This window comes from Massilia sp. 01N410 (assembly GCF_056399665.1).
Genome location: NZ_JBFTRV010000006.1, coordinates 245,084 through 270,973 on the forward strand (window position 1 = coordinate 245,084; position 25,890 = coordinate 270,973).

Annotated in this window: 25 protein-coding genes; 9 read left to right on the forward strand and 16 right to left on the reverse strand. The window is 66.6% G+C overall.

All coding sequences use genetic code 11. From position 1 onward, the window contains the following. Nucleotides 1-4: 4 nt before the first annotated feature. The 5 genes from AC1DOP_RS10915 to AC1DOP_RS10935 all read right to left on the reverse strand — a co-directional run bounded on the left by AC1DOP_RS10915 (nt 5) and on the right by AC1DOP_RS10935 (nt 4,560). Complete coding sequence (locus AC1DOP_RS10915; RefSeq protein ID WP_442121896.1) at nt 5-922, reverse strand: peptidoglycan DD-metalloendopeptidase family protein; 918 nt, start codon at nt 920-922, stop codon at nt 5-7. 34 nt (nt 923-956) lie between these two features. After that, nucleotides 957-1,817, reverse strand: coding sequence for a protein-L-isoaspartate(D-aspartate) O-methyltransferase (locus AC1DOP_RS10920; RefSeq protein WP_442121897.1), 861 nt, complete (start codon nt 1,815-1,817; stop codon nt 957-959). Further along, a complete protein-coding gene (surE, locus tag AC1DOP_RS10925) occupies nt 1,814-2,551 on the reverse strand; it encodes a 5'/3'-nucleotidase SurE (protein WP_442121898.1) in 738 nt (245 codons plus the stop codon). The genes AC1DOP_RS10920 and surE overlap by 4 nt, the downstream gene beginning before the upstream one ends. Nucleotides 2,552-2,728: 177 nt before the next feature. Further along, complete coding sequence (locus tag AC1DOP_RS10930) at nt 2,729-3,943, reverse strand: hypothetical protein (protein WP_442121899.1); 1,215 nt, start codon at nt 3,941-3,943, stop codon at nt 2,729-2,731. A gap of 8 nt (nt 3,944-3,951) precedes the next feature. Next, entirely contained in the window at nt 3,952-4,560 is a 609-nt protein-coding gene (locus AC1DOP_RS10935) for a toll/interleukin-1 receptor domain-containing protein (protein ID WP_442121900.1), read from the reverse strand. 160 nt (nt 4,561-4,720) lie between these two features. Between AC1DOP_RS10935 and AC1DOP_RS10940 the strand changes: the two genes are divergently transcribed. Both AC1DOP_RS10940 and AC1DOP_RS10945 read left to right on the forward strand, forming a co-directional pair. After that, a complete protein-coding gene (locus AC1DOP_RS10940; RefSeq protein WP_477251062.1) occupies nt 4,721-5,707 on the forward strand; it encodes an NADPH:quinone oxidoreductase family protein in 987 nt (328 codons plus the stop codon). Continuing rightward, nucleotides 5,704-5,955 carry an MbcA/ParS/Xre antitoxin family protein gene (locus AC1DOP_RS10945; RefSeq protein WP_477251064.1) on the forward strand — a complete coding sequence of 84 codons (252 nt, stop codon included), beginning with the start codon at nt 5,704-5,706 and terminating at the stop codon, nt 5,953-5,955. Before AC1DOP_RS10940 ends, AC1DOP_RS10945 begins: the two co-directional genes overlap by 4 nt. Before the next feature lie 16 nt (nt 5,956-5,971). Here AC1DOP_RS10945 and AC1DOP_RS10950 read toward each other — a convergent pair whose 3' ends face one another. Next, nucleotides 5,972-7,453: an alanine/glycine:cation symporter family protein gene (locus AC1DOP_RS10950; RefSeq protein WP_477251066.1), complete on the reverse strand. Its 1,482-nt coding sequence runs from the start codon at nt 7,451-7,453 to the stop codon at nt 5,972-5,974. A gap of 43 nt (nt 7,454-7,496) precedes the next feature. Between AC1DOP_RS10950 and AC1DOP_RS10955 the strand changes: the two genes are divergently transcribed. Continuing rightward, nucleotides 7,497-8,276 carry an SOS response-associated peptidase gene (locus AC1DOP_RS10955; protein ID WP_477251068.1) on the forward strand — a complete coding sequence of 260 codons (780 nt, stop codon included), beginning with the start codon at nt 7,497-7,499 and terminating at the stop codon, nt 8,274-8,276. Between the two features lie 35 nt (nt 8,277-8,311). Here AC1DOP_RS10955 and AC1DOP_RS10960 read toward each other — a convergent pair whose 3' ends face one another. Both AC1DOP_RS10960 and AC1DOP_RS10965 read right to left on the reverse strand, forming a co-directional pair. After that, nucleotides 8,312-10,420 carry a DNA repair helicase YoaA gene (locus tag AC1DOP_RS10960; protein ID WP_442121905.1) on the reverse strand — a complete coding sequence of 703 codons (2,109 nt, stop codon included), beginning with the start codon at nt 10,418-10,420 and terminating at the stop codon, nt 8,312-8,314. A gap of 46 nt (nt 10,421-10,466) precedes the next feature. Next, nucleotides 10,467-10,667 carry a YdcH family protein gene (locus AC1DOP_RS10965; RefSeq protein WP_442121906.1) on the reverse strand — a complete coding sequence of 67 codons (201 nt, stop codon included), beginning with the start codon at nt 10,665-10,667 and terminating at the stop codon, nt 10,467-10,469. A gap of 176 nt (nt 10,668-10,843) precedes the next feature. Here AC1DOP_RS10965 and AC1DOP_RS10970 point away from each other — a divergent pair, with 176 nt between their 5' ends. Further along, nucleotides 10,844-11,647 carry a PP2C family protein-serine/threonine phosphatase gene (locus AC1DOP_RS10970; RefSeq protein ID WP_442121907.1) on the forward strand — a complete coding sequence of 268 codons (804 nt, stop codon included), beginning with the start codon at nt 10,844-10,846 and terminating at the stop codon, nt 11,645-11,647. Nucleotides 11,648-11,679: 32 nt separating this feature from the next. Here AC1DOP_RS10970 and AC1DOP_RS10975 read toward each other — a convergent pair whose 3' ends face one another. The 6 genes from AC1DOP_RS10975 to AC1DOP_RS11000 all read right to left on the reverse strand — a co-directional run bounded on the left by AC1DOP_RS10975 (nt 11,680) and on the right by AC1DOP_RS11000 (nt 19,812). Next, entirely contained in the window at nt 11,680-12,378 is a 699-nt protein-coding gene (locus AC1DOP_RS10975) for a hypothetical protein (RefSeq protein WP_477251071.1), read from the reverse strand. 14 nt (nt 12,379-12,392) lie between these two features. Continuing rightward, a complete protein-coding gene (gene zapE / locus AC1DOP_RS10980) occupies nt 12,393-13,490 on the reverse strand; it encodes a cell division protein ZapE (protein ID WP_442121909.1) in 1,098 nt (365 codons plus the stop codon). Between the two features lie 130 nt (nt 13,491-13,620). Then, the gene (lpdA, locus tag AC1DOP_RS10985; RefSeq protein ID WP_442121910.1) at nt 13,621-15,054 is read right to left on the reverse strand and encodes a dihydrolipoyl dehydrogenase; all 1,434 of its coding nucleotides are present in this window, start codon (nt 15,052-15,054) and stop codon (nt 13,621-13,623) included. A 125-nt stretch (nt 15,055-15,179) separates the two neighbouring features. Continuing rightward, complete coding sequence (locus tag AC1DOP_RS10990; protein WP_442121911.1) at nt 15,180-15,518, reverse strand: PspC domain-containing protein; 339 nt, start codon at nt 15,516-15,518, stop codon at nt 15,180-15,182. Between the two features lie 70 nt (nt 15,519-15,588). Beyond that, nucleotides 15,589-16,869, reverse strand: coding sequence for a 2-oxoglutarate dehydrogenase complex dihydrolipoyllysine-residue succinyltransferase (gene odhB, locus AC1DOP_RS10995; RefSeq protein WP_477251074.1), 1,281 nt, complete (start codon nt 16,867-16,869; stop codon nt 15,589-15,591). Nucleotides 16,870-16,956: 87 nt separating this feature from the next. Further along, nucleotides 16,957-19,812 (reverse strand): 2-oxoglutarate dehydrogenase E1 component, encoded by a 2,856-nt coding sequence (locus tag AC1DOP_RS11000; RefSeq protein ID WP_477251076.1) that lies wholly within the window; start codon nt 19,810-19,812, stop codon nt 16,957-16,959. Between the two features lie 311 nt (nt 19,813-20,123). Between AC1DOP_RS11000 and AC1DOP_RS11005 the strand changes: the two genes are divergently transcribed. The 5 genes from AC1DOP_RS11005 to AC1DOP_RS11025 are packed head-to-tail and all read left to right on the forward strand — an operon-like array spanning nt 20,124 to nt 24,562. Further along, nucleotides 20,124-20,789 carry a PepSY-associated TM helix domain-containing protein gene (locus tag AC1DOP_RS11005; protein ID WP_442121914.1) on the forward strand — a complete coding sequence of 222 codons (666 nt, stop codon included), beginning with the start codon at nt 20,124-20,126 and terminating at the stop codon, nt 20,787-20,789. Between the two features lie 32 nt (nt 20,790-20,821). Then, nucleotides 20,822-21,346: a DUF2271 domain-containing protein gene (locus AC1DOP_RS11010; RefSeq protein WP_442121915.1), complete on the forward strand. Its 525-nt coding sequence runs from the start codon at nt 20,822-20,824 to the stop codon at nt 21,344-21,346. A gap of 9 nt (nt 21,347-21,355) precedes the next feature. Continuing rightward, the gene (locus tag AC1DOP_RS11015; RefSeq protein ID WP_477251079.1) at nt 21,356-22,198 is read left to right on the forward strand and encodes a DUF4198 domain-containing protein; all 843 of its coding nucleotides are present in this window, start codon (nt 21,356-21,358) and stop codon (nt 22,196-22,198) included. Nucleotides 22,199-22,208: 10 nt separating this feature from the next. Next, the gene (locus tag AC1DOP_RS11020; RefSeq protein WP_477251081.1) at nt 22,209-23,219 is read left to right on the forward strand and encodes an FAD:protein FMN transferase; all 1,011 of its coding nucleotides are present in this window, start codon (nt 22,209-22,211) and stop codon (nt 23,217-23,219) included. 2 nt (nt 23,220-23,221) lie between these two features. Further along, nucleotides 23,222-24,562, forward strand: coding sequence for a sulfite reductase subunit alpha (locus AC1DOP_RS11025; protein ID WP_477251083.1), 1,341 nt, complete (start codon nt 23,222-23,224; stop codon nt 24,560-24,562). Nucleotides 24,563-24,578: 16 nt separating this feature from the next. On the opposite strand, the gene AC1DOP_RS11030 is transcribed toward AC1DOP_RS11025, so the two are convergent. Next, nucleotides 24,579-25,148, reverse strand: a complete 570-nt coding sequence (locus tag AC1DOP_RS11030) for a hypothetical protein (RefSeq protein ID WP_477251085.1) — start codon at nt 25,146-25,148, stop codon at nt 24,579-24,581. A 120-nt stretch (nt 25,149-25,268) separates the two neighbouring features. Continuing rightward, nucleotides 25,269-25,841, reverse strand: coding sequence for a hypothetical protein (locus AC1DOP_RS11035; RefSeq protein WP_477251087.1), 573 nt, complete (start codon nt 25,839-25,841; stop codon nt 25,269-25,271). Nucleotides 25,842-25,890: the final 49 nt, after the last annotated feature.

A 25,890-nucleotide genomic window follows, 5' to 3' on the forward strand; every position in this document is an offset into this window, starting at 1 on the left:
CTCGCTAACGACTGGGCAGGAACTTCGACGGGTCGACCGGCTTGCCCTGCTGGCGTATCTCGAAATGCAATTTGACCGTGTCGGCATCGGAATCGCCCATCTCGGCGATCACCTGGCCCTTGGTCACGCTCTGACCTTCCTTGACCACGATCGTACGATTGTGCGCATACGCCGACAGCAGGCTGTTGCTGTGCTTAACAATCACGAGATTACCATATCCGCGGATACCACTGCCCGCGTACATCACCTTCCCGGAACCGGCCGCCATCACCTGCTGGCCCAGCTTGCCGGCGATATCGATGCCCTTGTTCTTGCCTTCGTCGAAAGTCGCGATGATCTTGCCGTCGGACGGCCACATCCAGCTCAGCTTCTCGTCGTCGCTGGCGGTGACGGTGCTTCCGGTCACCGGGCCGGACGGACGCTCGGCCGCCTTCGGATTCACGCCCGGATTGTCGTCCTTGGCATCGGCCAGGCCGCCTTCGCTGTAGGCCTTCTTGTCGCCGCGCGGGGCGGTCTTCTTCGGCGGCGCCGGGGTCTTGTCGGCGCCCGGCATGGTGATCGGGTTGGTGCCGGCGATGGCGCTGCCGTTGCGGTCCTGGGGCGTCACGCGCAGCACCTGGCCGACCTTGATGTCGTCCGGATCGGCCAGGTTGTTCCAGGCGACCAGGTCGCGGTAGTTCTGGCCGAAGTCGAGCGCGATGCGCAGCAGGGTGTCGCCCTTGCGCACGGTATAGGTGCCGCGGGCGTCGGCCTTCGGTTCGTCGGAGGCCGGCGCCGGCGGGGTTGCCGGATGCGGACGCGGATTCTTGTTGGCGGCGACCGGGGCCGGACGGTCGATCACGGGCGCCTGGCGGGTTTCGGTGCTGCAGGCGCTCAGCACGATACTGACGGTCAGCAGGGCTAGGCGGGTTGTTGGTTTCATTCTCATCTAATTCTGTTACGACTTTCTGGCATTCTCATACGATGCCTGGCCGCAGCGGGACAAAATGGCAGGCTTCCAGCGTCTCGCTGGCCCATTCCGATGTGCCGGTGCGGGTGATGCGCTGCAGGTGCTGGACCTGAGCGCCGACGGGCGCCACCAGACAGGCGCCGATGGCCAGCTGCTCGAGCAGTGCGCGGGGCACCTCGAGACCGGCCGCCGCCAGGATGATGCCGTTAAAGGGAGCAACCTGCGGGAGCCCAAGCATACCATCTCCATAGTGCAAGCGCAGATTAGGGATGCGCAAGGGCCGCAGATTGGCCTTGGCCAGCTCGTGCAGCGGCTTGATGCGCTCGATCGAATACACCTCCTGGGCCACGCAGGACAGGACCGCCGCCTGGTAGCCGCAGCCGGTGCCGATCTCGAGTATGCGGCGCAGCGGCTGGCCGCTACCTTTGAGCAACTCGATCATGCGGGCGACGATGTACGGCTGCGAAATCGTCTGATTATGGCCGATCGGCAGCGAAACGTCCGCATAAGCCTGGCCCAGCAGGGCCGGCTCGATGAACATATGGCGCGGCATGGTTTCCAGCGCGGCCAGCACCTGCCGGTCCTTGACACCCTGGCGCGCGACGTGGCCCGCCATCGCCCGCCGCGGCGCTTCGGTGGCGGCGAGGTCGGAGCGCGCCAGCGGCTGCTGGGGCGTGGCCTGGGGCGCGGTGCCTGCCTGGGCCGGACGCGCGGGCGCCGGCGCCGGGCGCGTCTGGGCCTGGCTGGTGCGGGCATTCTGGGTGGCCGTCTGCGGCGTCGCCATCGGCCCCGGCGCCACCGGCTTGCGGGCCGCGGGGCTGGTCACGGAAGACAGCGGCAGGGGGAAATTGCTGCGCTTTTCACTCATTCCAGCCATCCTCGCAGCGCGGCCAGTTGTTCGCGGTGGGTCAGGTCCACCTGCAGGGGCGTGATCGACACCCGTCCCTGGCTGGTGGCAAAGAAATCGGTACCCTCGCCGGCATCGCGGCAGGCGCCCGGCGCGCCGATCCAGAAGATCTCGCGGCCGCGCGGATCCTGGCCGCGGATCACGGGCTCGGCCTGGTGGCGGCGTCCCAGGCGGGTCGCGGTCAGCGGCCCCATCTGCTCATACGGCAGGTTCGGGATGTTCACGTTCAGCAGGAAGGGGGCTTCGAGGGTCTCGAAGCGGCGCAGCACGATGTCGCGTGCCACGCGCGCGGCCGACTCGACTTCGGACCAGCCGGAGTGGACCTGGGAAAAGGCGATCGCCGGGATACCGAACAGATAAGCCTCGGTCGCGGCCGCCACGGTGCCGGAATACAGGGTGTCGTCGCCCATGTTCTGGCCGTTGTTGATGCCGGAAACGACCAGGTCCGGACGCTGGTCCAGCATCCCGGTCAGTGCGATGTGCACGCAGTCCGTCGGGGTGCCGTTGACAAAATAGAAACCGTTCGCAGCTTTCGACACCGACAGCGGCCGGTCGAGCGACAGCGAGTTGGACGCGCCCGAGCGATTGCTGTCGGGAGCGACCACCACGATGTCGGCAATGCCGGCGAGTGCATCGGCCAGCGCCTGGATGCCAGGCGCGAGATAGCCGTCGTCGTTACTGATAAGGATTCGCATGCGTGCGATTTTACCCGAAGCAACGGGGGTATCGACGACCGCGGCTGCACATTTATTGCTCATCGGGATGCACGCGGCGGCGGCGGCCCGGCGCCGGCGCGGCTTGCCGTCGCGCAAGCGCCACAACCGCGCCCGGCCGGCCCGGCCGCGGACCCGCTCGCGGACCCGGTGGCGGACTCAGTGACGGACAGGTCGCCTGCCCTCTTCCATCGCATGCAGTCCCTCTTCCAGCGCGATCACATGCTGCTCGAAGCGGCGCGCCGCTTCCAGTTCGTCGCCCTGCTGGCCCAGGTAGAGCTGGCCCAGGCGCGCCAGTTCGCGCGCCAGCGGCGGCGCCTGGGTATCGCCGGCGCGCTCGCGCAGGGCCTCGACCGCCTGCACCAGGCGCACCTCGGCCAGCGGCCGCCACGGAACATGGCCCGGCTCCATCCACTCGAGCAGGGTCTCGATGCTGCGCACCGGGCCCAGCCGGTCGCGTTCGGCGCCGCGCGCGGCGAACCGGCGGGCCTCGCCCAGGCTGGCGGACGGCAGCTGCACCTCGTCGAGATAGCTGTCGAGCGCGACGCCGTCGAGGCCGTAGCACTCGCCCAGCAGCTTTTCGAGCGCCGCCTGGTAGCCGGCGCCGTCCTGGCGGGCATCGCCATGGCGCCAGCCGAGGCGTTCCTCGACGCCGCCGTCTGGCGGGCTGGGCAGCGGGTAGACCATGAGCGGACGCTGCTCGTCCTCGTGGCTGCAGCGGTAGTCGAGGGCGCGCCGCACCACGCCCTCCAGGCCTTCCAGGCTGCGCGGCTCGGGCGTGAACAGCCCGACCATCCTGTCGGGCAGCAGCGCGGTGCAGACGCTGGTGGCGGCCGAGCGGCCGCTGCGGCAATCCACCAGCACGTGGGCAAAGCGTCGCGTCAGGTGGGCGGCGAAGCCGCGGAACAGGGCCGGGCAGGCGCAGAACAGCGCGTCCCAGTCGAGCCGGTCGACCCGTTCGCCGTAGCTGTCGTCGAAGCGGCCGGCGCGCATCAGGTACAAGGGGCGGCTGTCGTCGACTCTTTCGAGGTAGCTGTCCCAGTCGAGGCCGTCGAGCACTCGCTCGGCCAGCTCGCGGGCCTCGTCGGACGGCGCTCGCCCGAGAACGCGCAGCTGCTCGCGGCACGCTTCGAACAGCTCGAGCACGCCCTGGCGTTCGTGGTGCGGCCGGCCGCCGGAAAAATAGTGGTGCAGGCCCGGCGCTTCGAGGTCCCAGTCGATCATCAGCACGGGTGTTTTTGCATGATTTCTTCCAGACAATAGCCATGCGGCATGAGCAAGCGCGCGACTACGCGCGCCCGCGCCATCATAGGCGTAAAACGTCGTCACCTCGCCGGCCACGGCCGGCGCAGCGGTGATGCGGTTGGTATCCATGTTTCTCCTCATTTTTTGGGGAAGGTGATATCCGTGATCTCGCGCCATGGGGGTGGGACATCGGGGAGCATGAAATGGTTGCAGTCATGCTCCTGCGGCATGTGTTTTTTCAGGCACTGATAATGCGCGACGATGCGCCGGACCATCTTGTCGATGTCGGGCAGGAAGTCGGGATTCGATTTCAGGTCGCCGGTCGCCATCGTGAAGCGGGAGAAATCGACGTAGAAGCTGGATTCCATGATCTGCCGGGGCAATTGCTCCGGATGCTGGGTCATGATGACGGGAATGATCAGGTGGCTGGGCAGCGCATACCACTTGCCGCGCTCGATCTCCAGTTGGCGCATGGCGGCGTACTCGCGCCGCGTGTAGGCGTGGGCTTCGTATTTCGGGGTGTAAATCAGGATCATGCAGACGCTCTCGCACATCGCGCGAGCGATCTTGCGGTCGAGGTCGTCGCCGCCGCCAAGCTGTTCGGTATCGACGAAGAGTTCATCTTCGTTGTCGAAGTAGGGTTCCAGATAGCAGCGCAAGGCGTCCACCAGGGTGGCCTTGAAGCGCTGCATGAGCTCGTGCCGCCCATGGGCATAGCTGAAGAAACAGCCGTAACGGATCGACATTCCCTATTCCCTTTCATCGCCGCCACCGGCAGCGGACCCTGCTGACTCTAGCAAGCCATGCATCCCGCATGTTGTGGAAGCACAAGCGCCCCGCCAGCCTCGGCCGTCGTGCCTTGCGGCATAATCCCGACTTTGAAGTGGCATCGAACAGGAGAATCAAATGAAAGCCGTCGTCTGCAAGGCGTGGGGCCCACCGGACAGCCTGGTGGTGGAAGAACGTGCGGACCTGGTTCCGGCAGCGGGACAGGTGGTGGTCGACGTGAAGGCGGCCGGCGTCAACTTCCCGGATGTGCTGACCGTGCAGGGCAAGTACCAGGTGAAGCCGGAACTGCCCTTCACCCCGGGCAATGAATTTGCCGGCATCGTGCGCGCGGCCGGCGACGGCGTCACCACCTGGAAGCCGGGCGACCGCGTGATCGGCTTCACCCGCACCGGCGCCTTCGCCGAGCAGGCCCTGGCCCCGAGCGAGATGCTGATGCCGATGCCGCCCGACATGGACTTCGACGTCGCCGCCGCCATCACCCTCACCTACGGCACCTCGCACCACGCGATCGTCGACCGCGGCGCCCTGCAGCCCGGCGAGACCATGCTGGTGCTGGGCGCGGCCGGCGGCGTCGGCCTGGCGGCGATCGAGATCGGCAAGGCCCTCGGCGCGCACGTGATCGCGGCCGCCTCCAGCCCCGAGAAACTGGCGGTGTGCAAGGCCCACGGCGCCGACGTCCTGATCGACTACAGCAGGGAAGACCTGCGCGAAGCGATCAAGGCGGCCACCGGTGGCAAGGGCCCGGACGTGGTCTACGATCCGGTCGGCGGCGTCTACAGCGAGCCGGCGCTGCGCTCGATCGCCTGGCGCGGACGCCACCTGGTCGTCGGATTTGCCAACGGCGAGATCCCGAAGCTGCCGTGGAACCTGATGTTGCTGAAAGGCGCCTCGGTGGTCGGCGTGTTCTGGGGCGACTTCGTGCGCCGCGAGCCGCAGGCGAACCTGGCGGCGATGCGCCAGATGCTGGGCTGGATGGCGGAAGGCAAGTTGCGTCCGCTGGTATCGCGCCGCTACGCGCTGGCCGATACCGCAACGGCATTGAACGACATGGCCGAACGCAAGGTCACGGGCAAGGTCGTGATCGTACCGGGAGAAGGAAAATGAGCAAGGACGAACAATTGAACCCGGACGGCCTGGCCGCCCTGCGCGCCCGCTTCGAGCAGCAGTCGCGCAAGGCCCAGGCCTATTACACGGCCATGCACGCGGTGCGCGCCGTGCTCGGCGACGACGATGCGGCCGGCGCCTGGATGGAGGCGCCGCTCGCCGCATTCGAGGGCCGTACGCCGGCCCAGCTGGTGAACGAAGGCCGCGTGGACGAGCTGCTCGCCCACGTGCGCACCCTCAAGGCCTGAGGGCTCGCGCCATCGCTTAATCTGCCGGGGCCGCCTCGCGGGCCCGGCCTTCGCGCTGATGCAGCCCGGCGGCGCGCTTTTCCCAGTAGTGGGCGTTGGGAATGCCCAGCGCCACCGGATCGAATTCCGGATCCTTCCCGAGCGCCTTCTGCGCCTCGTAGTCGCGCAGGCACTTGAAGGCGGTGTTGCGCATCAGCAGGATGGCGACGATGTTCAGCCAGGCCATCAGGCCCACGCCCAGGTCGCCCATCGCCCAGGCGACGTCGGCCGTCTTCACCGTGCCGTACACGGTCGCGCCGATGATTACGACCTTCAGCAGGAAGTTCATCCAGGGACGCGGCGTGTGGCGGTTGATGTAGGCGATATTGGTTTCGGCGATGTAGTAGTAGGCGACGATGGTCGTGAAGGCGAAGAACAGCAGGGCCAGCGCGACAAAGATCGAACCGAAGCCCGGCAGCACGTTTTCCAGCGCAGTCTGCACATAGCCGGGACCGGCCGCCACACCCCGCACACCCTGGTAGATGTGGCTGCCGTCGGCGCGTTCGACGTTGTACTGGCCGGTAATCAGGAGCATGAAGGCGGTGGCCGAGCACACGAACAGGGTGTCGATATACACCGAGAAGCCCTGCACCAGGCCCTGCTTGGCCGGGTGGCTGACCTCGGCGGCCGAGGAGGCGTGCGGGCCGGTGCCCTGTCCCGCCTCGTTCGAATACACGCCGCGCTTGACGCCCCACTGGATCGCCATGCCGATGATGGCGCCGAAGCCGGCGTCCAGGCCGAAGGCCGAGCTGAAGATCAGCTTCATCACATGCGGCAGCTGGCCGATGTTCAGGAAGATGATGACCACGGCCACGATGATGTAGGCCAGCGCCATGAAGGGCACGACGATCTCGGCGAAGTGGGCGATGCGCTTGACGCCGCCGAAGATGATGAAGCCGAGCACGATTGCCAGGCCGGCGGCGGTGACGTTCCGGTCGATGCCGACCGCGGTCCTGAGGCCGTCGGCAATCGAGTTCGCCTGCACGCCGGGCAGCAGCACGCCGGTGGCCACCACGGTCACGGCCGCGAACAGCCAGGCATACCATTTCACGCCCAGGCCCTTCTCGATGTAGAAGGCCGGACCGCCGCGGTATTCGCGGTTGATCTGTTCCTTGTAGACCTGGCCCAGGGTCGATTCGACGAAGGCCGAGCTGGCGCCCAGGAAGGCGACCGCCCACATCCAGAACACGGCGCCGGGGCCGCCGAAGGTGATGGCGGTGGCGACGCCGGCGATGTTACCGGTGCCGACCCGGCCCGCCAGGGTCATCGCCAGCGCCTGGAAGGAGGACACGCCCTGTTCAGAGCTCTTACCTTCCATCATCAGCCGCGTCATCTCGCGCATGTGGCGGACCTGCAGGAAGCGCGAACGGACCGAAAAATACAGTCCGGCGCCCAGGCAGAGGGCAATCAGGGCCGGGCTCCAGACGTAGCCGTTGATGGCGTTGACCAACTCATTCATCGATAATGTCCTCCTTGGAGTGAAGTCGCTTACAAAGTTGTATATGCAACAATTTCCAACAAGATACCCGAAGCGCCTGAACCTGCCTATCACTTTTTCCGCCGGGCGCGGCGCCTGCTATGATGACGTCATCATGTGCGTCAATTACCGCCCTCCCCTGCCCGAACAGCTGGACATGGTCCTCGGCACCCTGGTCGACTTGTACAGGGACTGGGACTGGCCCACCGAAACCTGGAAAGACTACCTGGCGCCGATCGTGCGCTCGGATGCGAACAACCAGCGCATCCTGAACCTGGCCAGCTACGGCATGGTCCCGCGCCGCCACATCCCGGCCGGCGTGAAGGTCTTCGATACGATGAATGCGCGCGCCGAGTCGATCGGCGAGAAGCGTTCCTTCGCGCCGGCCTGGCACCGCACCCAGCTGTGCGCGGTGCCGATGACCTGCTTCTACGAACCGAACTACGAAAGCGGGAGGGCCGAGCGCTTCGGCATCGGCATGGCCGACGAGGCGCCCTTCTTCGTGGCCGGACTGTGGCGCGAGTGGCGCGAGATGGACGGCAAGGCGGCGACCTCGTTTACCCAGATCACGATCAACGCCGACGAGCACCCGCTGATGAAGCGCTTCCACAAGCCGGGCGACGAGAAACGCGCGCTGGTGGTGCTGCCGCCCGAGGACGTGGATGCCTGGCTGGCCTGCCGCGATCCGGAACTGGCGCGCAGCTTCCTGCGGCATTATCCGGCCGAGCGGATGAAGGCATGGGCGGCGCCGGCGGCGCCGCGGGCGAAGAAGGTGGTGGTGCCGGAAACGGGATCGCTGTTCTGACGTCACGCGTGGGCACGGCGTGCCCACGTTTCACATCAAGCGGCCGGTGTTGGCTGCTTGAAAAAATCGATCACGTCCGCCTGCACCCGCGTACGGCGGAACGGCGGCAGGCTCTGCCAGATGCGGCGGCCGTAGGGCTTGCTGATCACGCGCGGGTCGCACAGCATCAGCACGCCGCGGTCGTCGACGTCGCGGATCAGGCGCCCCGCGCCCTGCTTCAGGTTGATGATCGCTTCCGGCAGCGTGTGGTGGACGAAGCCGTTCATGCCCTTCTTTTCCATCACCTCGATGCGCGCCGCCAGCACCGGATCGTCCGGCGGGGCGAATGGCAGCTTGTCGATGATGACCAGCGACAGCGCCTCGCCGCGCACGTCCACGCCTTCCCAGAAGCTCTGGCTGCCCACCAGCACGGCGTTGCCGGCGCTGCGGAAGGAATCCAGCAGCTCGGTGCGGCCACGCTCGCCCTGCACGAACAGCGGGAATTCCAGGCCGCGCGCGGCGAATTCCTCGCGCAGGCGCTCGGCCACGCGGTTCACCGCGCGGATCGTCGTGCACAGGAAGAAGCAGCGTCCGCCTGCCGCCTCGATCACCGGCAGCGCCATGTCGACCACCGCGTCGGTATAGCCGAAGGTGTTCGGCTCCGGCAGGCCGGTCGGCACGTACAGGATGCCCTGCTCCTGGTAGTTGAAGGGGCTGGGCCAGGTGCGCGCCGGCTCGCCGGTCATGCCCATCTGCGACGTGAAATGCTTGAAGTCGCTCTTCACGGCCAGAGTGGCCGAGGTGAAGATCCAGCTGCGCGGCGTGCTTGCGCGCTGGCCGGCGAAGATCGGCGCGATCGACAGCGGGGTCTTGTGCAGCTGCAGCGAGGACGAGAAGGCCTCGACCCACAGCACCGCGTCGGCGCCGCCGAACTCGTTGTAGTTAGTCTTATCCTTGTCCTTTTCCTTCGGATCCTTCTTGACCGGGGCCTGCTTCCAGCCCTTGAAGTTTTCCAGCAGTTCCACCGCGCGCCCGCGGCACTGCTCGATGGTCTCGGCGCGCTCGGCGTTTTCTTCGAGTACGTCGACCATGCCTTCCAGTTCTTCCTTCAGCTTTTCCAGGGCCGGGAAGAAATCCGAACTCGGCGGAATCTGCGGCAGCGACAGGCGGGTGCCGCCTTCCGGGAAGGTCAGGCGCAGGTCGCGCGCGGCCTTCTCGACCACCATCACGACCTTGGCCCAATCCGGGCCGCCGCGCGCGTGGGCGAGGCCTTCGGCCAGCACGTCGCGGCACAGTTCCAGCGCCTGGGAAGTCGACACCGTGGTGCCGAAGAACAGGGTTGCGACTTCCGGCAGCTGGTGGGCCTCGTCGAAGACGATGGTGTTCGCCGACGGCAGCAGTTCGGCCATGCCGCCTTCTTTCAGCGCCACGTCGGCGAAGAACAGGTGGTGGTTGACCACGACCACGTCGGCCTGCTGGGCCTCGCGGCGCGCCTTCATCACGAAGCAATCCTGGTAGTACTGGCATTCCTGGCCGACGCAGTTTTCGCGGGTCGAGGTGACCAGGTTCCACACGGACGCCGTCTCGGGCACCTTGGCCAGCTCGGCCTTGTCGCCCGAGTTGCTCATCTTGATGAAGCGCGAGATCTCGCGCAGGTGGCCGACGTCGTCGCGCGAGGTCAGGCGGCCGTTCTGCAGCGTGCGCTCGAGGTGGTAGTGGCAGACGTAGTTGGCGCGGCCCTTCAGCAGGGCCACCGAGACCGGCGCGCGCAGGGCCTGGCGCACGTTCGGGATGTCGCGCGAGAACAGCTGGTCCTGCAGGTTCTTGGTGCCGGTCGAGATGATGGTCTTGCCGCCCCACAACAGGGCCGGCACCAGGTAGGCGAAGGTCTTGCCGGTTCCCGTGCCGGCCTCGGCGATGAGGGTGCCCTGGTTGCCGATGGCGTCGGCGATCGCCTTCGCCATCTCGGTCTGCGACTGGCGCGGCCTGAAGCTGCCGACGGCGGGCGCGAGCGGGCCGTTTGGGCCGAAGATGCGGTCGATCTCGGCGTCGTATTTACCCGGCGCGGCAGGTGCATGAGACTCGGCGCCGGACTCGGCGGACGAATCGGCGGGAGGCGTTGCGGCGGCGTCGGCAGGAGTGGCCTCGGCATCGAGGCCGGGCATGGGCAGGTGATCGGTCAAAGTCGTCGGAAAGGGTAAAACTGCCAGCTTACGCCGGCACGTCCGGCACCAACTGCATTTTCAGCAAAGTGATGTGATCCTTCAGCTGCAGCTTGCGCTTCTTCAGACGGCGCAGCTGCAACTGGTCGGAATGGCCGTCGCGGGTCAGCATGTCGATGACAGCGTCGAGGTCGCGATGTTCCACGTCGAGTTCAATAATACGGCGATGGATCTCCTGGACGTCGATCATAGTGGACATTTCCGAACTAAAGGGCTGATGTTGGGTGGGAAGACGCGACTCGTCGTGATTCTTCGTTACGGCTTGCAACTGTAGTTGCAACTGTAGTGCAAACCAGTGCATAGTTTAATCTACGCCGACGTTGCCGCCAACAAAGATCGGCACGCCGGTATCGGAAAGCCACGTTTATGAGTTCATACAAGTTAGAAGCGGGAACCGCGCAGCACATCGGCAACCGTCCGCAGCAGAACGACCGGGTCGCCCTGATGACGGGCGCCCGCGCTCCCGGATACGTGCTGGCGGTGCTGTCCGACGGCATCGCCGGCGCGGCCGCTTCGGAACAGGTGCTGCACACGGCCAAGCAGGTGTTCGACCTGTTCAAGCCCGGTGACGGTCCCGCCGTCGAGCGTTTGGAGCAACTGCTGCGTGACATCGTGCAGGAGACTCACCTGGTCATCAAGATGAACGCGGTCAGCCATCAACTCGATGCCCACGCCAGCTTCGTCGGCCTGCTCCTGAGCCCGCACGGCGAAGCCGTCTGGGCGCACGTCGGCGACTCCCGCCTCTACCACTTCCAGAACGGCGCCTGCCTGGCGCGCACCGGGGACGCGGCCTATATCGAACATCTGGTCTCGAGCGACCGCCTGCCGCCCGACGCGGCGAAGAACCACCGCAAGTCCAAGCTGCTGCTGAATGTGCTGGGCAATGGTCGCAAGGATCCTTACGTCACCGTCGGCCACCATACGGACCTGGCCGCTGGCGACGTCTTCCTGCTGGCGTCGGACGGCTTGTGGCACTTCTTCACCGATGCCGAACTGGGCGCCGCGACCTCGCGGGCGACGCCGCGCCAGGCGGCCGAGATGCTGATCAACAAGGCGGGCGAACGCGCCCAGGGCAAGGGCGGCAATTGCACGATGGCGATCGTCAAGCTGGTGCAGCCGCCCCAGGAAGTGGGTAATTACACGGTGCAAAAGCTCAGGCGCGCCGTGTGACCCAGGGTGGGCACGGTGTGCCCACCCTAGCCTTACTGCGCCGGGGTCGGGGTCGGCGCTTTGGCCGCCTTGGCCTTGTCTTCCTCGGCTTTCTTCGCCTTCGCCGCCCGTTCCGCCTTCTTGCGCGCGACTTCGCGCTGGCGCTCCTCCGACTCGGCCTTGCGGCGTTCGAAGTCGCGCACGCTCTGGGCGCGCTTCGATGCGTCGGCGGCGTCCTTGGCCTGTGCGGCCTTCAGGCGGGCGTCGCGCTCGGCGATGCGGCCCGGCGCGGTGGGCGCACGCGGCGGCGGCGCTTCCTCGACGGTTTTCGGCGGCCGCGGCGGTTCGGTGGCCATGCGGGCTTCCTCTTCGCGGTAGCGCTTGTCGGCATCAAGCAGCTTGCGGTCGCGCTCGTCGACCGCGGCCTGGCGCTTGAAGCGCTCGGCCTGCACCTCGATCGCGCGCTGGGCCGCCAGGGCGCTGCGGCGCTGCTCCTTGGCTTCGTCCAGGCAGCGGTTCACGAAGAACTTGTCGTAGCAGACCCGCTCGCGCTCGGCGAAGCGGGACTCGATGATCGCGCGTTCGCGGACCACGGCGGCCAGTTGCTGGTCGGCCTGGGCCACGGAGCTGACCGGCGGCGGCGGCACTTCGCGCGGCGCCGGGCGGTTGGCGGCGCAGGCGGCCAGCAGGGCGCACAGCAGGGCTCCCTGGGCGCCAAGGACGGCGCGGCGCATGAACGGATGAGCTTTCATCTTCTTTTTTTCCTTTAGGCGAGCGAGTCGGCAGCGCCGCGGCGCTCGGCCACCATGTATTCGCGCGATTGCATCTCAATGATACGCGACACCGTGCGATGGAACTCGCCCGCCATCGCGCCTTCCGTGTACAGCTGCTCCGGCGCCACCTCGGCCGACATGATCAGCTTGACCTTGTGGTCGTAGAAGACGTCGATCAGCCAGGTGAAACGGCGCGCCGCCGAGGACATCGACGCCGACATGCGCGGGATGCCGGACAGGATCACGGTGTGGAACTGGCTGGCCAGCTCCAGGTAGTCGTTCTGCGAGCGCGGGCCGTTGCACAGGGTCGCGAAATCGAACCAGATCACGCCGCCCGCGCGCCGCAGTGCGCGCAGCTCGCGCTGTTCGATGTGCACCACCGGGCTTTCGTCGGCGGTGTCGGCGATCTTCGCATAGGTCTCGCGCAGCGCGTGGTCGCTGGCCGCGTTCAGCGGCGTGTAATAGGCCTGCACCTGCTCCAGCGTGCGGTGGCGGTAGTCGATGCCGGCGTCGACGTTCATCACGTCCAGCTTGTCCTTCAGCAGCGCGATGGTCGGCAGCATGCGGTCGCGGTGCAGGCCGTCCGGATACAGCTTGTCCGGATCGTAGTTCGAGGTCATCACGAAGGACACGCCGTTGGCGAACAGGGCGGACAGCAGGTTGTACATGATCATCGCGTCGGCGACGTCGTTGACGTGGAATTCGTCGAAGCAGATCAGGCGGTATTTCTTGGCGATGCGCTTGGCGACCTCGATCAGCGGGTCTTCCATGCCTTTCAGCTCGTCGAGCTGGCGGTGCACGGCGCGCATGAATTCGTGGAAGTGCAGGCGGGTCTTGCGCACCACCGGCACCACCGAATAGAAGCTGTCCATCAGGAAGGACTTGCCACGCCCCACCCCGCCCCACATGTACACGCCCTGCGGGACGTCGGGACGGTTGATCAGGCGCTTGAAAGCGGACGACCGCTGGGCCTTGTAGTGGACCCAGTCGTCGTACGCCTGCTGGAGCCGGTCTACCGCGCGCTGCTGGGCCGCATCGGACTTGAAACCGCGCTCGGTCAGCGCGTGCTGGTAATACTCTTGGACGTTCATGGAATACCGGTGGATTAACGCAGCGTGGGCAGCGTTTCGGGCTAGATGCCCGAAGCGCAAAGTGCCCACCCTGCGGATGCCGACGGCCGGCATGCAGGGTGGGCAGCCGTGCCCACGTCACGTGTATTGCTTAGAAGTTCAGCGAACGCTTGTCGACGGCGAGCGCGGCTTCCTTGGTCGCTTCGGACAGGGTCGGGTGAGCGTGGCAGATGCGGGCGATGTCTTCGCTTGATGCCTTGAACTCCATCGCGACCACGGCTTCCGAGATCAGCTCGGAAGCGACCGGGCCCACGATGTGGACGCCCAGGATCTCGTCGGTGGCCGCGTCGGCGATCACCTTGACCATGCCGGTGGTGTCGCCCAGCGCGCGCGCACGGCCGTTGGCCATGAACGGGAAGGTGCCGGCTTTATACGCCACGCCATCCTTCTTCAGCTGCTCTTCGGTGCGGCCGACCCAGGCGATTTCCGGCGAGGTGTAGATCACCCACGGAATCGTGTTGAAGTTGACGTGGCCGTGCTGGCCGGCGATGCGCTCGGCAACCGCGACGCCCTCTTCTTCCGCCTTGTGCGCCAGCATCGGGCCGCGCACGACGTCGCCGACTGCCCAGATGCCCGGCACGCCGGTGCGGCACTCGTCGTCGACGGCGACGAAGCCGCGCTCGTCGAGCTGCAGGCCGACGGTCTCGAAGCCCAGGCCGATGGTGTTCGGCACGCGGCCGATCGAGACGATCAGGCGGTCGAATGTCGCGGTCTGTGCGGCGCCGCCGGCATCGGCGTATTCCACGGTGACGCTGTTGTCGCCCTTGGTGATGTTACCGATCTTCACGCCCAGGTGGATGTCCAGGCCCTGCTTGGCGAAGGCCTTCTGCGCTTCCTTGGCGATCTGCTGGTCGACCGCGCCCAGGAAGGCCGGCAGGCCTTCCAGCACGGTGACCTTGGCGCCGACACGGCGCCACACGGAACCCATTTCCAGGCCGATCACGCCGGCGCCGATCACACCCAGCTTGGCCGGGACGGCGTCGATGGCCAGTGCGCCGGTGTTCGACAGGACGAGCTTCTCGTCGAACGGGGTGCCCGGCAGTTCGCGCGGGTTCGAGCCGGTGGCGACGATCACGTTCTTGGCGGTGATGGTGTCGTTGGTCGGGCCAGTGACGTTGATCGTGAAGCCTTCGCCTGCCTTGCCGGCGAGGGTACCGCGGCCGTGGAAGAAGGTGACCTTGTTCTTCTTGAACAGGTAGACGATGCCGTCGTTGTTGGCCTTGACCACGCCATCCTTACGCTTCAGCATCTGGGCCAGGTCCAGCTCCAGGCCCTGCACGTTGATGCCGTGCTCCTTGAAGGCGTGGCCGGCGTGCTCGAAATGTTCCGACGATTGCAGCAGCGCTTTCGACGGGATGCAGCCGACGTTGGTGCAGGTGCCGCCCAGGGCCGGACCGCCCTTGGCGTTCTGCGCCTCGTCGATGCAGGCGACTTTGAAGCCCAGCTGGGCAGCGCGGATGGCGGCCACGTAGCCGCCGGGGCCGCCGCCGATCACGACGACGTCAAATTGTTTTTCGGTGCTCATTATTCAATCCTTTTATTGGCCACTCATCCGTCGTTCCCGCGAAGGCGGGAACCCAAGTTCTGCTTGAACTATCGATACGCATACAAACTTGGATCCCCGCCTTCGCGGGGACGACGAGCTGGCAATTATTCTTCCGGTACGAAGATCCACAGCAGCAGGTAAATCACCGCCCCGAACCCGAACGTCAGGGTGAACAGCGCGAAGACCAGCCGCCACACCCACGATTCCACACCCGAGGCCTTGGCCAGGCCGCCGCATACGCCGCTGATCCAGCGGTCGGTGCGCGAGCGGCGCAGGGTGTTGAGCTCGTCGGCGAAGCTGCCGTTGCCGCTCGATGCGGTGCCCTTGTTCAGGTTCACCGTCGACGAGGACAGGATCTTCGCCTTGGCCTGTTCGAATTCGGCGTCGGTCAGGGCGCCGGCCTGGTGCAGCTCGTGCAGGCGCTTGATTTCATCGGCAATCATGGTGACTCCCTTCCATCATTCAACAGCACAAAATACACCGGGCCTTCGGCCCTTTCCGACCCGCGGGTGATTACAGGTCCAGCAGCAGGCGGGCCGGATCTTCCAGCGCGTCCTTCATGGCCACCAGGCCCAGCACGGCTTCGCGGCCGTCGATGATGCGGTGGTCATAGGACATGGCCAGGTAGTTCATCGGACGGATCACGATCTGACCGTTCTCGACCACGGCGCGGTCCTTGGTCGCGTGCACGCCCAGGATCGCCGACTGCGGCGGGTTGATGATCGGGGTCGACAGCATCGAACCGAAGGTGCCGCCGTTCGAGATCGAGAAGGTACCGCCGGTCAGGTCTTCCAGGGTCAGCTTGCCTTCCTTTGCTTTCTGGCCGAATTCACCGATCTTCTTCTCGATTTCGGCGATCGACATCTGGTCGGCGTTGCGCAGGATCGGCACCACCAGGCCGCGCGGCGAACCGACGGCGATACCGATGTCGAAGTAGCCGTGATAGATGATGTCGTTACCGTCGACCGAGGCGTTCAGGATCGGGTACTTCTTCAGCGCGTGCACGGCGGCCTTGACGAAGAAGGACATGAAGCCCAGCTTGACGCCGTGTTGCTTCTCGAAGTTGTCCTTGTACTTGGCGCGCAGGTCCATGACCGGCTTCATGTTGACTTCATTGAAGGTGGTCAGGATCGCGTTGGTCGACTGCGATTGCAGCAGGCGCTCGGCGATACGGGCGCGCAGGCGGCTCATCGGCACGCGCTCTTCCGGACGGTCGCCCAGGTTGGCCGGGGCCGGGGCAGCGACTTGCTGCAGGGCCGGCCGGGCCGCCGCTGCGGGGGCGGCTTGCTGCTGCAGCGGTGCCGGAGCGGCCGGCGCAACGCCTTTGTTGGCGACGGCGGCCAGGGCGTCGCCCTTGGTCACGCGGCCGTCACGGCCGGTGCCGGTGGCGTCGGCGGTGCTCATGTTGTTGTCGGCCAGGATCTTGGCGGCGGCCGGCATGGCGACGTCGCCTTTCGAGCCGGTGGATGCGGAAGCCTGCGGTGCCGGTGCCGCGGCCGGTGCGTTGGCGACCGGGGCCGAGCTGATGCCGATCGGGCTGGTCTGGGCCGAAGCTTCGGTATCGATGATGGCGATGGTCTCGCCCGAGACGACGGTGGCGCCGTCGGCCTTGATCAGTTGCACGATCACGCCTGCGTTCGGGGCCGGCAGTTCCAGGACCACCTTGTCCGTTTCGATGTCGATCATGTTCTCGTCGCGCGAAACGGCTTCGCCGACTTTCTTGTGCCAGGACAGCAGGGTCGCTTCAGCAACCGATTCCGACAGTTGGGGGACCTTGACTTCGATTTGTGCCATTTAAAACTCCGTTATTTATTCTTTGCGAAAACCCCGCGCCGTCTGAAACGGCGCGGGGTGCTCATGGGCTTGCGATCTACCGATCTATTACTTGGTCAAAATGAAGCCCTTGAGCTTCGAAAACGCGGTTTCCAGCAGTTCCTTCTGCTGCGCCACGTGCTTGTCGGCGTAACCGACGGCAGGCGACGCGGAAGCCGGACGGCCGGCGTACGACAGGCGCTGGCCCGACTCCATGCTTTCGAAGAGGTTGTGCTGGATCTGGAACCACGGGCCCTGGTTCTGCGGCTCGTCCTGGACCCACACCACTTCGGTCGCGTTCGGGAACTTCTTCAGTTCGGCGACGAAAGCCTTGTGCGGGAACGGATACAGCTGCTCGATACGCACGATCGCGGTGTCGTTCGCATTGCGGGTCTTGCGGGTGTTGACCAGGTCGTAGTAGACCTTGCCCGAGCAGACCAGCACGCGCTTGACCTTGTTGGCGTCGATCTTGTCGTCCAGTTCGCCGATCACGGTCTGGAAGCCGCCCTTGGCCAGGTCGGTCAGCGGCGAGCCGGCGTCCTTGTTACGCAGCAGCGACTTCGGCGTGAAGATCACCAACGGCTTGCGGAACTGGCGCACCATCTGGCGGCGCAGCAGGTGGAAGATCTGGGCGGCGGTGGTCGGCTGCACGACCTGCATGTTGTGGTCTGCGCACAGCTGCAGGAAGCGCTCGATGCGTGCCGACGAGTGCTCCGGACCCTGGCCTTCGTAGCCGTGCGGCAGCATCAGCACCAGGCCCGAGGCGCGGCCCCACTTGACTTCGCCCGACGCGATGAACTGGTCGATCACGACCTGGGCACCGTTGACGAAGTCGCCGAACTGGCCTTCCCAGATGGTCAGGGTGTTCGGCTCGGCGGTCGAGTAGCCGTATTCGAAGCCCAGCACCGCTTCTTCCGACAGCACGGAGTCGATGACGGTGAAGTTGGCCTGGTTGTCCGACACGTTTGCCAGCGGCAGGTAGATGCCCTGGTCCCAGCGCTCGCGGTTCTGGTCGTGCAGCACGGCGTGGCGGTGCACGAAGGTGCCGCGGCCGGCGTCCTGGCCCGACAGGCGGACGGCGTAGCCCGACGACAGCAGCGAAGCGTAAGCCAGGTGTTCGCCCATGCCCCAGTCGAGGTTCATCTCGCCCTGGCCCATCTTGGCGCGGTCGCCCAGCACCTTCTCGACCAGCGAGTGCAGCTTGAAGTTTTCCGGCACGGTGGTGATGCGCTGCGACAGGCGCTTCAGCTCGGTCAGCGGCACGGCGGTGTCGGCGGCGTCGGTCCACTTCTTGTTCAGGAACGGCGCCCAGTCGACGGCGTACTTGTTCTTGAAGTCGGTCAGGACCGGATCGATGGTGTGCTTGCCGGCGTCCATGGCGTTGCGGTACTCGGCCACCAGCTGGTCGCCGCCGTCCGCGGCGATGGTGCCCTGCGCAGCCAGCTTGTCCGCGTACATCTTGCGGGTGCCCGGGTGCTTGGCGATCTTCTTGTACATCAGCGGCTGGGTCAGGGCCGGGGTATCCTGCTCGTTGTGGCCCAGCTTGCGGTAGCAGACGATGTCGACCACGACGTCCTTATGGAACTCGGTGCGGTAGTCCATCGCGATCTGGGTGGCCAGCACGACGGCTTCCGGATCGTCGGCGTTCACGTGCAGCACCGGTGCTTCGATCATCTTGACCACGTCGGTGCAATAGATGGTCGAACGGGCGTCGCGCGGGTCCGAGGTGGTGAAACCGATCTGGTTGTTGATGACGATGTGGACGGTACCGCCGGTGCCGTAGCCGCGGGTCTGGGCCAGGTTCAGGGTTTCCATGACCACGCCCTGGCCGGCGAATGCGGCGTCGCCGTGCACCAGGATCGGCAGCACTTCCTTGCCCTTGCGGTCGCCGCGGCGTTCCATGCGCGCCTTGACGGAGCCTTCCACGACCGGATTCACGATTTCCAGGTGCGACGGGTTGAACGCCAGCGACAGGTGGACCGGGCCGCCCGGGGTCGAGATGTCGCTCGAGAAGCCCTGGTGGTATTTCACGTCGCCTGCCGGCAGGTCGTCGGCGTGCTTGCCTTCGAATTCTTCGAACAGCTCGGACGGGGCCTTGCCCAGGGTGTTGACCAGCACGTTCAGGCGGCCGCGGTGGGCCATGCCGATCACGATTTCCTGCACGCCCTGCTCACCGGCGCGCTGGATGACTTCGTCCATCGAGGCGATGAAGGACTCGCCGCCTTCCAGCGAGAAACGCTTGGCGCCGACATACTTGGTGTGGAGATAACGCTCCAGGCCTTCGGCCGCGGTGAGGCGCTCGAGGATGTGCTTTTTCTTTTCTGCGGTGAAGCTCGGGGTCGAACGGAGCGATTCCAGCTTTTCCTGCAGCCAGCGCTTCTCGGTCGGGTCGCTGACGTACATGAACTCAGCGCCGATCGAACGGCAGTAGGTATCGCGCAACATGTTCAGCAGGTCGCGCAGCGATGCGTCTTCCTTGCCGAAGTAGGTGTTGCTGATGTTGAATTTGGTGTCGAGGTCGGCTTCGGTGAAACCGTAGAAGGCGGGGTCCAGTTCCGGGATCGGCGGGCGCTCCTGGCGCTGCAGCGGGTCCAGGTTGGCCCAGCGGGAACCGAGGTAGCGGTAGGCGGCGATCAGCTGGGTGACCGACACGCGCTTGCGGCCGAGTTCGGCATCCGGGGAGGCGCTGACGGTGCGGATCGGACCTTGCTTGGCACGTTCGGCGAAGGAGGCAATCACGGAGGAGTGATCCACGTCCGGCTTGGCGGTACCGTCGACGGCGGGCATGTGCTGCATCGCGTCGAAATAGGCGCGCCAGTTGTCCGGCACCGAGCCCGGGTTGTTCAAATATGCTTCGTACAACTCTTCAACGTACGGCGCATTACCGCCGAACAGATACGAGTTGGCTTCGTATTGTTGCATCATTCTTGCTCACCTTTCTTCGCGCTTCGCGAGTTTGGGGCGGGTTAGTCTAACCTTCCGCGACACGGCCTGACCGGTTAGCGGATCGCACTTACTACTCAAGTTGTGGGGGAAGGACTCTACAAGCGGGACATTTGCGGTGGATCAATGCAGCAGATCATCGCCGCGTGCTGCCAATTTGCGCACGACATTGTAACGCAAGCGGCCCAGCACGACAGCGAGGAGAGTTGTTTTTATTTGTTACTGTGTGGCATCGAGTGTGCCATCTCAGCGGCCGAGTTGACCAGCTAAATGATAATCGTTATCATTTGCCCATGCACACGACCAGCTCTCCTCAATCCAGCCAGCCATCCGCCTCCCTTCCCGGCCCCGGCCGCGCAGTCTGGCTGCGCCAGCTGCACCAATGGCACTGGATCAGTTCCGCCATCTGCCTGATGGCGATGCTCCTGTTCAGCATCACCGGCTTCACACTGAACCACGCCTCGCAGATCGAGGCGAAGCCGCAGGTCACGCGCCAGAAAGCCGCGCTGCCGGCCCCGCTGCGCGAACGCCTGGCAGCCTTCGCCGAAAGCCATGCCGACGCCAAGCTGCCGCTGCCGGATGAGGTGGCACGCTGGGCCAACCAGTCCTTCCCGGTCGACGTGCGCGGCCTGGACGCCGAATGGAGCGAAGAGGACGCCTACGTCGCCCTGCCCCGCCCGGGCGGCGACGCCTGGCTGCGCATCGGCGTCGACGGCCAGGCCGAATACGAGAAGACCGACCGCGGCTGGATCTCCTGGCTCAACGACATGCACAAGGGCCGCAACGCCGGCGCCGTGTGGAGCTGGTTCATCGACATTTTCGCCGGCGCCTGCCTGGTGTTCTGCATCACCGGTTTCCTGATCCTGAAATACCACGCCGCCAACCGGCCCTCGACCTGGCCGGTGATCGGCTTCGGCATCGTCCTGCCGATCGTGCTGGCCCTGCTGTTCGTTCACTGAGTTTGCTTCCTACCAACTACGAAAGAAAGTCCATGAAACTGTCCCGATCGCTCGCGCTGACGCTGCCGCTGGCTCTGCCCCTGGTATCGAACGGCGCGATGGCCGCCGACCTGACCGTCAAGTTCGAACTGCCGCAGCTGAACGTGGCCGAGTACCACAAGCCCTATGTAGCGATCTGGATCGAGCGCGCCGACCAGGGCGTGGCCTCGCCCCTGGCGGTGCTGTACGACGTCAAGAAGAAGGACAACGCCGGCACCAAATGGGTCAAGGACCTGCGCACCTGGTGGCGCAAGGCCGGCCGCGACGTCGAGCTGCCGATGGATGGCGTGTCCGGCGCGACCCGCCCGGCAGGCCTGCAGACCATGAACTTCTCGACCGCCAGGGCCGGCCTGGACAAGCTGCCGGCCGGCGACTACAAGCTGGTCATCGAGGCCGCGCGCGAAGCCGGCGGCCGCGAACTGGTGCGCGTGCCCTTCACCTGGCCCGCCAAGGGCAAGCTGGCCGCGAGCAGCTCGGGCAAGGAAGAGCTGGGCGCGGTATCGATCTCGGTCCAATAAGGAGGCAGCATGCAAGCCCGATTCATGAAACAGTTCGTCATCGCCGCCGCCCTCGCCGGCATCGCCTGCGCCGCCCAGGCCCACCGTCCGTGGATGCTGCCGACCAGCACCTTCATCGAGACCGAGCGCGAAGCCTGGGTCACGATCGACGGCGCCGTCTCGGAAGGCCTGTTCAACGTCGACCACATGCCGCTGCGCATGGATGGCCTGACCGTCACCGATCCGGACGGCCAGACCGCGCCCGCCCCGGCCGCCACGGTCGGCAAGTTCCGCTCCAGCGTCGACCTCAAGCTGCCGAAGGACGGCACCTACCGCGTCACCCTGGCCGCGACCAACGTCATGGGCAGCTACAAGCTGAACGGCGAGATGAAGCGCTTCCGCGCCACCGAACAGACGGCGGACAAGGAGATCCCGGCCGGCGCCACCGAGGTCAAGCGCACCACCATGGTCCAGCGCCAGGACACCTTCGTCACCCTGAACAAGCCGAGCAACGGCGCCCTCAAGCCGCTGGGCACCGGCCTCGAAATGGTGGCCGTCTCCAATCCGACCGAGCTGCGCGCCGGAGAGAAAGCCACCTTCCGCTTCCAGCTGGACGGCAAGCCGCTGCCGAACTTCCCCTTCAGCCTGATCCCCGGCGGCGTCAAGTACCGCGGCACGATCAACGAAGCGCGCCTGAGCACCGACGCCAAGGGCGAAGCCAGCTTCACGCTGCCGGCGCCGAACATGTACTGGCTCAGCGCCAAGTATCCGGCAACTGAGCCGGCGAATGCGCCGCGCGGCCCGGGCGCGGAAGGCCCGGCGGACGCCAAGCGCTACAGCTACTCGGCGACCCTCGAAGTCCTGCCGGAGTAAGCGGTCCAGCATGCGCGCCGTTCTCGTTCCGCTGGACATCGATCCGCTCCTGCCCGAAGCCGGCAGCCGCCCGCACGGGCTGGCCGGGACCTCGATGGGCACCGACTGGTCGGCGCGGATGCTGCTGCCTCCCGGCGTCGATGCCGAATTGCGGGGCGTCCTGCAGCAGGAGCTGGACGAGATCGTCGCGCAGATGAGCCACTGGGACGGCGGCTCCCTGCTGTCGCGCTACAACCGCGCGCCGGCGGGCAGCTGGCATCCGCTGCCGCCGCAATTCTTCGCGGTGATGGACTACGCGCTGTCGGTGCATGAGGACAGCGGCGGCGCCTACGACCCGGCCGCGGGCGCGCTGGTGAACCTGTGGGGCTTCGGCCCGACCGGCCGCTACGACCAGGCCGGCTTCTACGCCCCGGGCCACGAAGCGGTGGCCGCCGTGATCGCCCGGCGCCAGGACCAGCGGCCGCGGCTCGACCGCGAAGGCCGGCGCCTGTACCAGCCGGGCGGCGCCATCCTCGACCTGTCCTCGGTGGCGAAAGGCTACGCGGTCGACTGCCTGGCGCAGCGCCTGCAAGCGCTGGGCGTGCGCCACTACCTGGTCGAAGTCGGCGGAGAACTGCGCGGCGCCGGCGTCAAGGCCGATGGCCAGCCCTGGTGGGTCGAGCTGGAAGGCGTGCCCGACACCGCCGGCGCAACCGTAGCGCAATCGGTGGTGGCGCTGCACGGGCTGGCGGTCGCCACGTCCGGCGATTATCGCCGTTACTTTCACCATGCGCGCCGGCGCGCCTCGCACACCCTGGATCCGCGCACCGGCGTCCCGATCGACAACGGCGTCGCCTCGGTGACGGTGCTGGCGCCGACCTGCATCGCGGCCGACGCCCTCTCGACGGCGCTGACCGTGATGGGCCTTGCGGCCGGCCTGCCCTACGCCGAACAGCGCGGCCTGGCGGCCCGCTTCCTGCTGCGCACCGACGAGGGCCTGCGCGAAATCGACACACCGGCCTGGCGCGCGCTGCTGCAATGAACATGATGACGATCGAACCGCTGCGCTGGGGCAGCGCCCTGCTGCTGTCCAGCGGCTACCTGGCGATGTGCGCCGCGTATTTCCGCGCGGCCCGCGCCCGCACCAGGGCAAGCGCCGCGCCGGCCGATTGGCTGGTTGTCTACGCGAGCCAGACCGGCAGCGCCGAAGTCCTCGCGCGCCGCAGCGCCGAGCTGCTCGCCACCGGCGGCCTGGCGGCGCGCGCGGCCTGCATCTCCAGCCTCGACGAAGCCGGCCTGCGCGGCGCGACGCGCATCCTGTTCATCGCCAGCACCTACGGCGAAGGCGACGCCCCCGACACCGCCGCCCGTTTCGCCGCCCGCCTGATGGCCGAGGGCGTCGATCTGCCCCACCTGCACTACGCCGTGCTGGCCCTGGGCGACCGCAGCTACGCCAACTTCTGCGGCTTCGGCCGCGCCCTCGACGCCTGGCTGGCGCAGGCCGGCGCCACGCCGCTGTTCGACCGCATCGAGGTCGACCGCGGCGCCGCGAAGGCGCTGGAAGACTGGCAGCACCACCTCGGCCGCCTGGCCGGCACCATCGACGCCCCCGACTGGGAAGCGCCGGCCTACGCCGACTGGCGCATCACCGAACGCGAGCTGCTGAATCCGGGCAGCCTGGGCGCTCCCCTGTACCGCCTGGCGCTGGCGCCCGTGGACGGCCAGTTGCCCGCCTGGGAAGCCGGCGACCTGGCCCAGGTCAGCGCCCCGGCCGACCCCGGACACCCGCGCGAATACTCGATTGCGTCCATCCCATCCGACGGCCGCCTGGAACTGCTGGTGCGCCTGCAAAGGCACGAGGACGGCAGCCCCGGCGCCGCTTCCGGCTGGCTGTGCGAAAGCGCGGCGTCCAGCGATGCGATCCGCCTGCGCATCCGCGAACACGCGCGCTTCCGCCTCGGCGACAACGCGCGCCGGCCCATGCTCCTGATCGGCAACGGCAGCGGCCTGGCCGGCCTGCGCGGCCTGCTGCGCGCCCGCGTCAAGCTCGGCGTGAGGGAAAACTGGCTGCTGTTCGGAGAGCGCAACAACGCCCACGACTTCCTGCTGCGCGGCGAACTGGAAGGCTGGCGCGAATCCGGCTGGCTACAGAAGCTCGACCTGGCGTTTTCGCGCGACCAGCAGGCGCGCCTGTACGTGCAGGACGCGCTGCGCGCCCAGGCGCCTTTCGTGCGCGAGTGGATCGAACGCGGCGCGGCGATCTATGTGTGCGGCAGCCTGCAGGGCATGGCGGGCGGCGTGCACGACGCGCTCGGCGGCATTCTCGGCCAGGAGCTGCTCGAGCAGCTGGGCGCCGACGGCCGCTACCGGCGCGACGTGTACTGAGCGCTGTATCGGGCGCTCAGGCCCACAGCTTTTTCCACCAGCCGGTCTTCGGCCTGGCCCGCAGGTCCTTCAGCTCCTGGAACGGGACCGCATCGAATGCGGGGTCGGTCTCGGCGTAGTGGAAGCCGCCGAACTCCTTCGCGAGGATCAGGGGGATGTCCGCCAAGAAGTAGCCGTCCAGGTCCTCGCTGTCTTCCGGCGTGACGTTCGCCAGCAGTTCCTGGAAGCGCGGCGGCAGCTCGCCTTCGTGGCCGAACTCGTACGGGTCTTCGCTGCCGGCAAAATAGACCTGCCAGATCCGCCTGCCGTCCCGCCACAGTTCGGACATTGCCCAGGACACGTGCTCCTCGACCGAGCAGGCCAGCGCTTCGCAGCCCGCCGACAGCCGGGCCATGCTGTCGGCCTCGATGATGCGGTGCGCGCAGTCGAGGGCCGCCACCATCTGGGCGCCGCCGGCCAGGGGATGCGCGGCGATATCGGTCTCGAGGATGTCGCAGTCTCTCCCCGTCGGCGCCAGGTCGAGCCTGGCCAGGATGGTGTCCGCATCGAGTCCCTTGACCGCGACCCACGCCAGCGAAATGCCCATGATGTCCCTATCCTTATCAGCCTGGAATCCGGACAAGCTTATCAGGGCGCGGCGGCGCGAAATGCGCGCTTTGTCACGTGCGGCGGGGCCAATCACGTGCCATCAAGCTGACTTTTCGTCCTACTCTTCCCACCTGACGGGAACGTTCAGCACTTCGCGCTCGTTCCAGGCCTGGACCATCGCGGACACCACCGCCGGCTTCGCGGACGCCGCCGTGATCGGCCTCGTGTGCTGCAGCGTCTGGGTGTAGTACCGGTATCCCGGGCCCAGGCGTTCCGCGACCAGCCGGCTGGCCTTCCGGCCGGCTTCGCCGTCCAGGACGCGCACCTGGACCACGGCGGCGCCCGCCGCGAGGACGATGCCGATGACCAGCGGGATGCGCGCGCTGTGCACGGGCCGGCCGGCGCGTGCGCGTGCCGCAGGCAGCAAGGGGTGACTCAGGGCGCCCGCCGCGATGCCCATCATCGCCATCCAGAGCAGCCATGGAATGCAGCTCAGGGCGAACGGAATCGGGTACAGGCGGATCTGGGTGAGCGTCAGGCTGGCGGGGACGACGACGAAAGGCAGGACCAGCCCGAGCAGCATTCCGCCGATCACCAGCAGCGCCAGCCAGCGCACGACGGCATGCACCTTCAGGCCGCCGAACAGGATCAGGAGTCCGGCCAGGATGCCGATGATCCTGAAATTGATCATGCCCGGCGGGGCAAACAGGACCCCGTAGGCCAGGTCGGCGATGCCGATT

Bases quoted from the DNA above. Each gene is read 5' to 3' on its own strand.
- AC1DOP_RS11035 (WP_477251087.1), bottom strand. From the start codon at position 25,841: ATGATCAATTTCAGGATCATCGGCATCCTGGCCGGACTCCTGATCCTG.
- AC1DOP_RS10955 (WP_477251068.1), top strand. From the start codon at position 7,497: ATGCAACAATTTCCAACAAGATACCCGAAGCGCCTGAACCTGCCTATC.
- AC1DOP_RS10915 (WP_442121896.1), bottom strand. From the start codon at position 922: ATGAAACCAACAACCCGCCTAGCCCTGCTGACCGTCAGTATCGTGCTG.
- AC1DOP_RS11010 (WP_442121915.1), top strand. From the start codon at position 20,822: ATGAAACTGTCCCGATCGCTCGCGCTGACGCTGCCGCTGGCTCTGCCC.
- AC1DOP_RS10965 (WP_442121906.1), bottom strand. From the start codon at position 10,667: ATGATCGACGTCCAGGAGATCCATCGCCGTATTATTGAACTCGACGTG.
- AC1DOP_RS11000 (WP_477251076.1), bottom strand. From the start codon at position 19,812: ATGATGCAACAATACGAAGCCAACTCGTATCTGTTCGGCGGTAATGCG.
- AC1DOP_RS10990 (WP_442121911.1), bottom strand. From the start codon at position 15,518: ATGATTGCCGATGAAATCAAGCGCCTGCACGAGCTGCACCAGGCCGGC.
- zapE (WP_442121909.1), bottom strand. From the start codon at position 13,490: ATGAACGTCCAAGAGTATTACCAGCACGCGCTGACCGAGCGCGGTTTC.
- AC1DOP_RS11020 (WP_477251081.1), top strand. From the start codon at position 22,209: ATGCGCGCCGTTCTCGTTCCGCTGGACATCGATCCGCTCCTGCCCGAA.
- AC1DOP_RS10935 (WP_442121900.1), bottom strand. From the start codon at position 4,560: ATGTCGATCCGTTACGGCTGTTTCTTCAGCTATGCCCATGGGCGGCAC.
- AC1DOP_RS11005 (WP_442121914.1), top strand. From the start codon at position 20,124: ATGCACACGACCAGCTCTCCTCAATCCAGCCAGCCATCCGCCTCCCTT.
- surE (WP_442121898.1), bottom strand. From the start codon at position 2,551: ATGCGAATCCTTATCAGTAACGACGACGGCTATCTCGCGCCTGGCATC.
- AC1DOP_RS10920 (WP_442121897.1), bottom strand. From the start codon at position 1,817: ATGAGTGAAAAGCGCAGCAATTTCCCCCTGCCGCTGTCTTCCGTGACC.
- AC1DOP_RS11025 (WP_477251083.1), top strand. From the start codon at position 23,222: ATGATGACGATCGAACCGCTGCGCTGGGGCAGCGCCCTGCTGCTGTCC.
- AC1DOP_RS11015 (WP_477251079.1), top strand. From the start codon at position 21,356: ATGCAAGCCCGATTCATGAAACAGTTCGTCATCGCCGCCGCCCTCGCC.
- AC1DOP_RS10930 (WP_442121899.1), bottom strand. From the start codon at position 3,943: ATGGATACCAACCGCATCACCGCTGCGCCGGCCGTGGCCGGCGAGGTG.
- AC1DOP_RS10950 (WP_477251066.1), bottom strand. From the start codon at position 7,453: ATGAATGAGTTGGTCAACGCCATCAACGGCTACGTCTGGAGCCCGGCC.
- AC1DOP_RS11030 (WP_477251085.1), bottom strand. From the start codon at position 25,148: ATGGGCATTTCGCTGGCGTGGGTCGCGGTCAAGGGACTCGATGCGGAC.
- odhB (WP_477251074.1), bottom strand. From the start codon at position 16,869: ATGGCACAAATCGAAGTCAAGGTCCCCCAACTGTCGGAATCGGTTGCT.
- AC1DOP_RS10975 (WP_477251071.1), bottom strand. From the start codon at position 12,378: ATGAAAGCTCATCCGTTCATGCGCCGCGCCGTCCTTGGCGCCCAGGGA.
- AC1DOP_RS10940 (WP_477251062.1), top strand. From the start codon at position 4,721: ATGAAAGCCGTCGTCTGCAAGGCGTGGGGCCCACCGGACAGCCTGGTG.
- AC1DOP_RS10945 (WP_477251064.1), top strand. From the start codon at position 5,704: ATGAGCAAGGACGAACAATTGAACCCGGACGGCCTGGCCGCCCTGCGC.
- AC1DOP_RS10970 (WP_442121907.1), top strand. From the start codon at position 10,844: ATGAGTTCATACAAGTTAGAAGCGGGAACCGCGCAGCACATCGGCAAC.
- lpdA (WP_442121910.1), bottom strand. From the start codon at position 15,054: ATGAGCACCGAAAAACAATTTGACGTCGTCGTGATCGGCGGCGGCCCC.
- AC1DOP_RS10960 (WP_442121905.1), bottom strand. From the start codon at position 10,420: ATGCCCGGCCTCGATGCCGAGGCCACTCCTGCCGACGCCGCCGCAACG.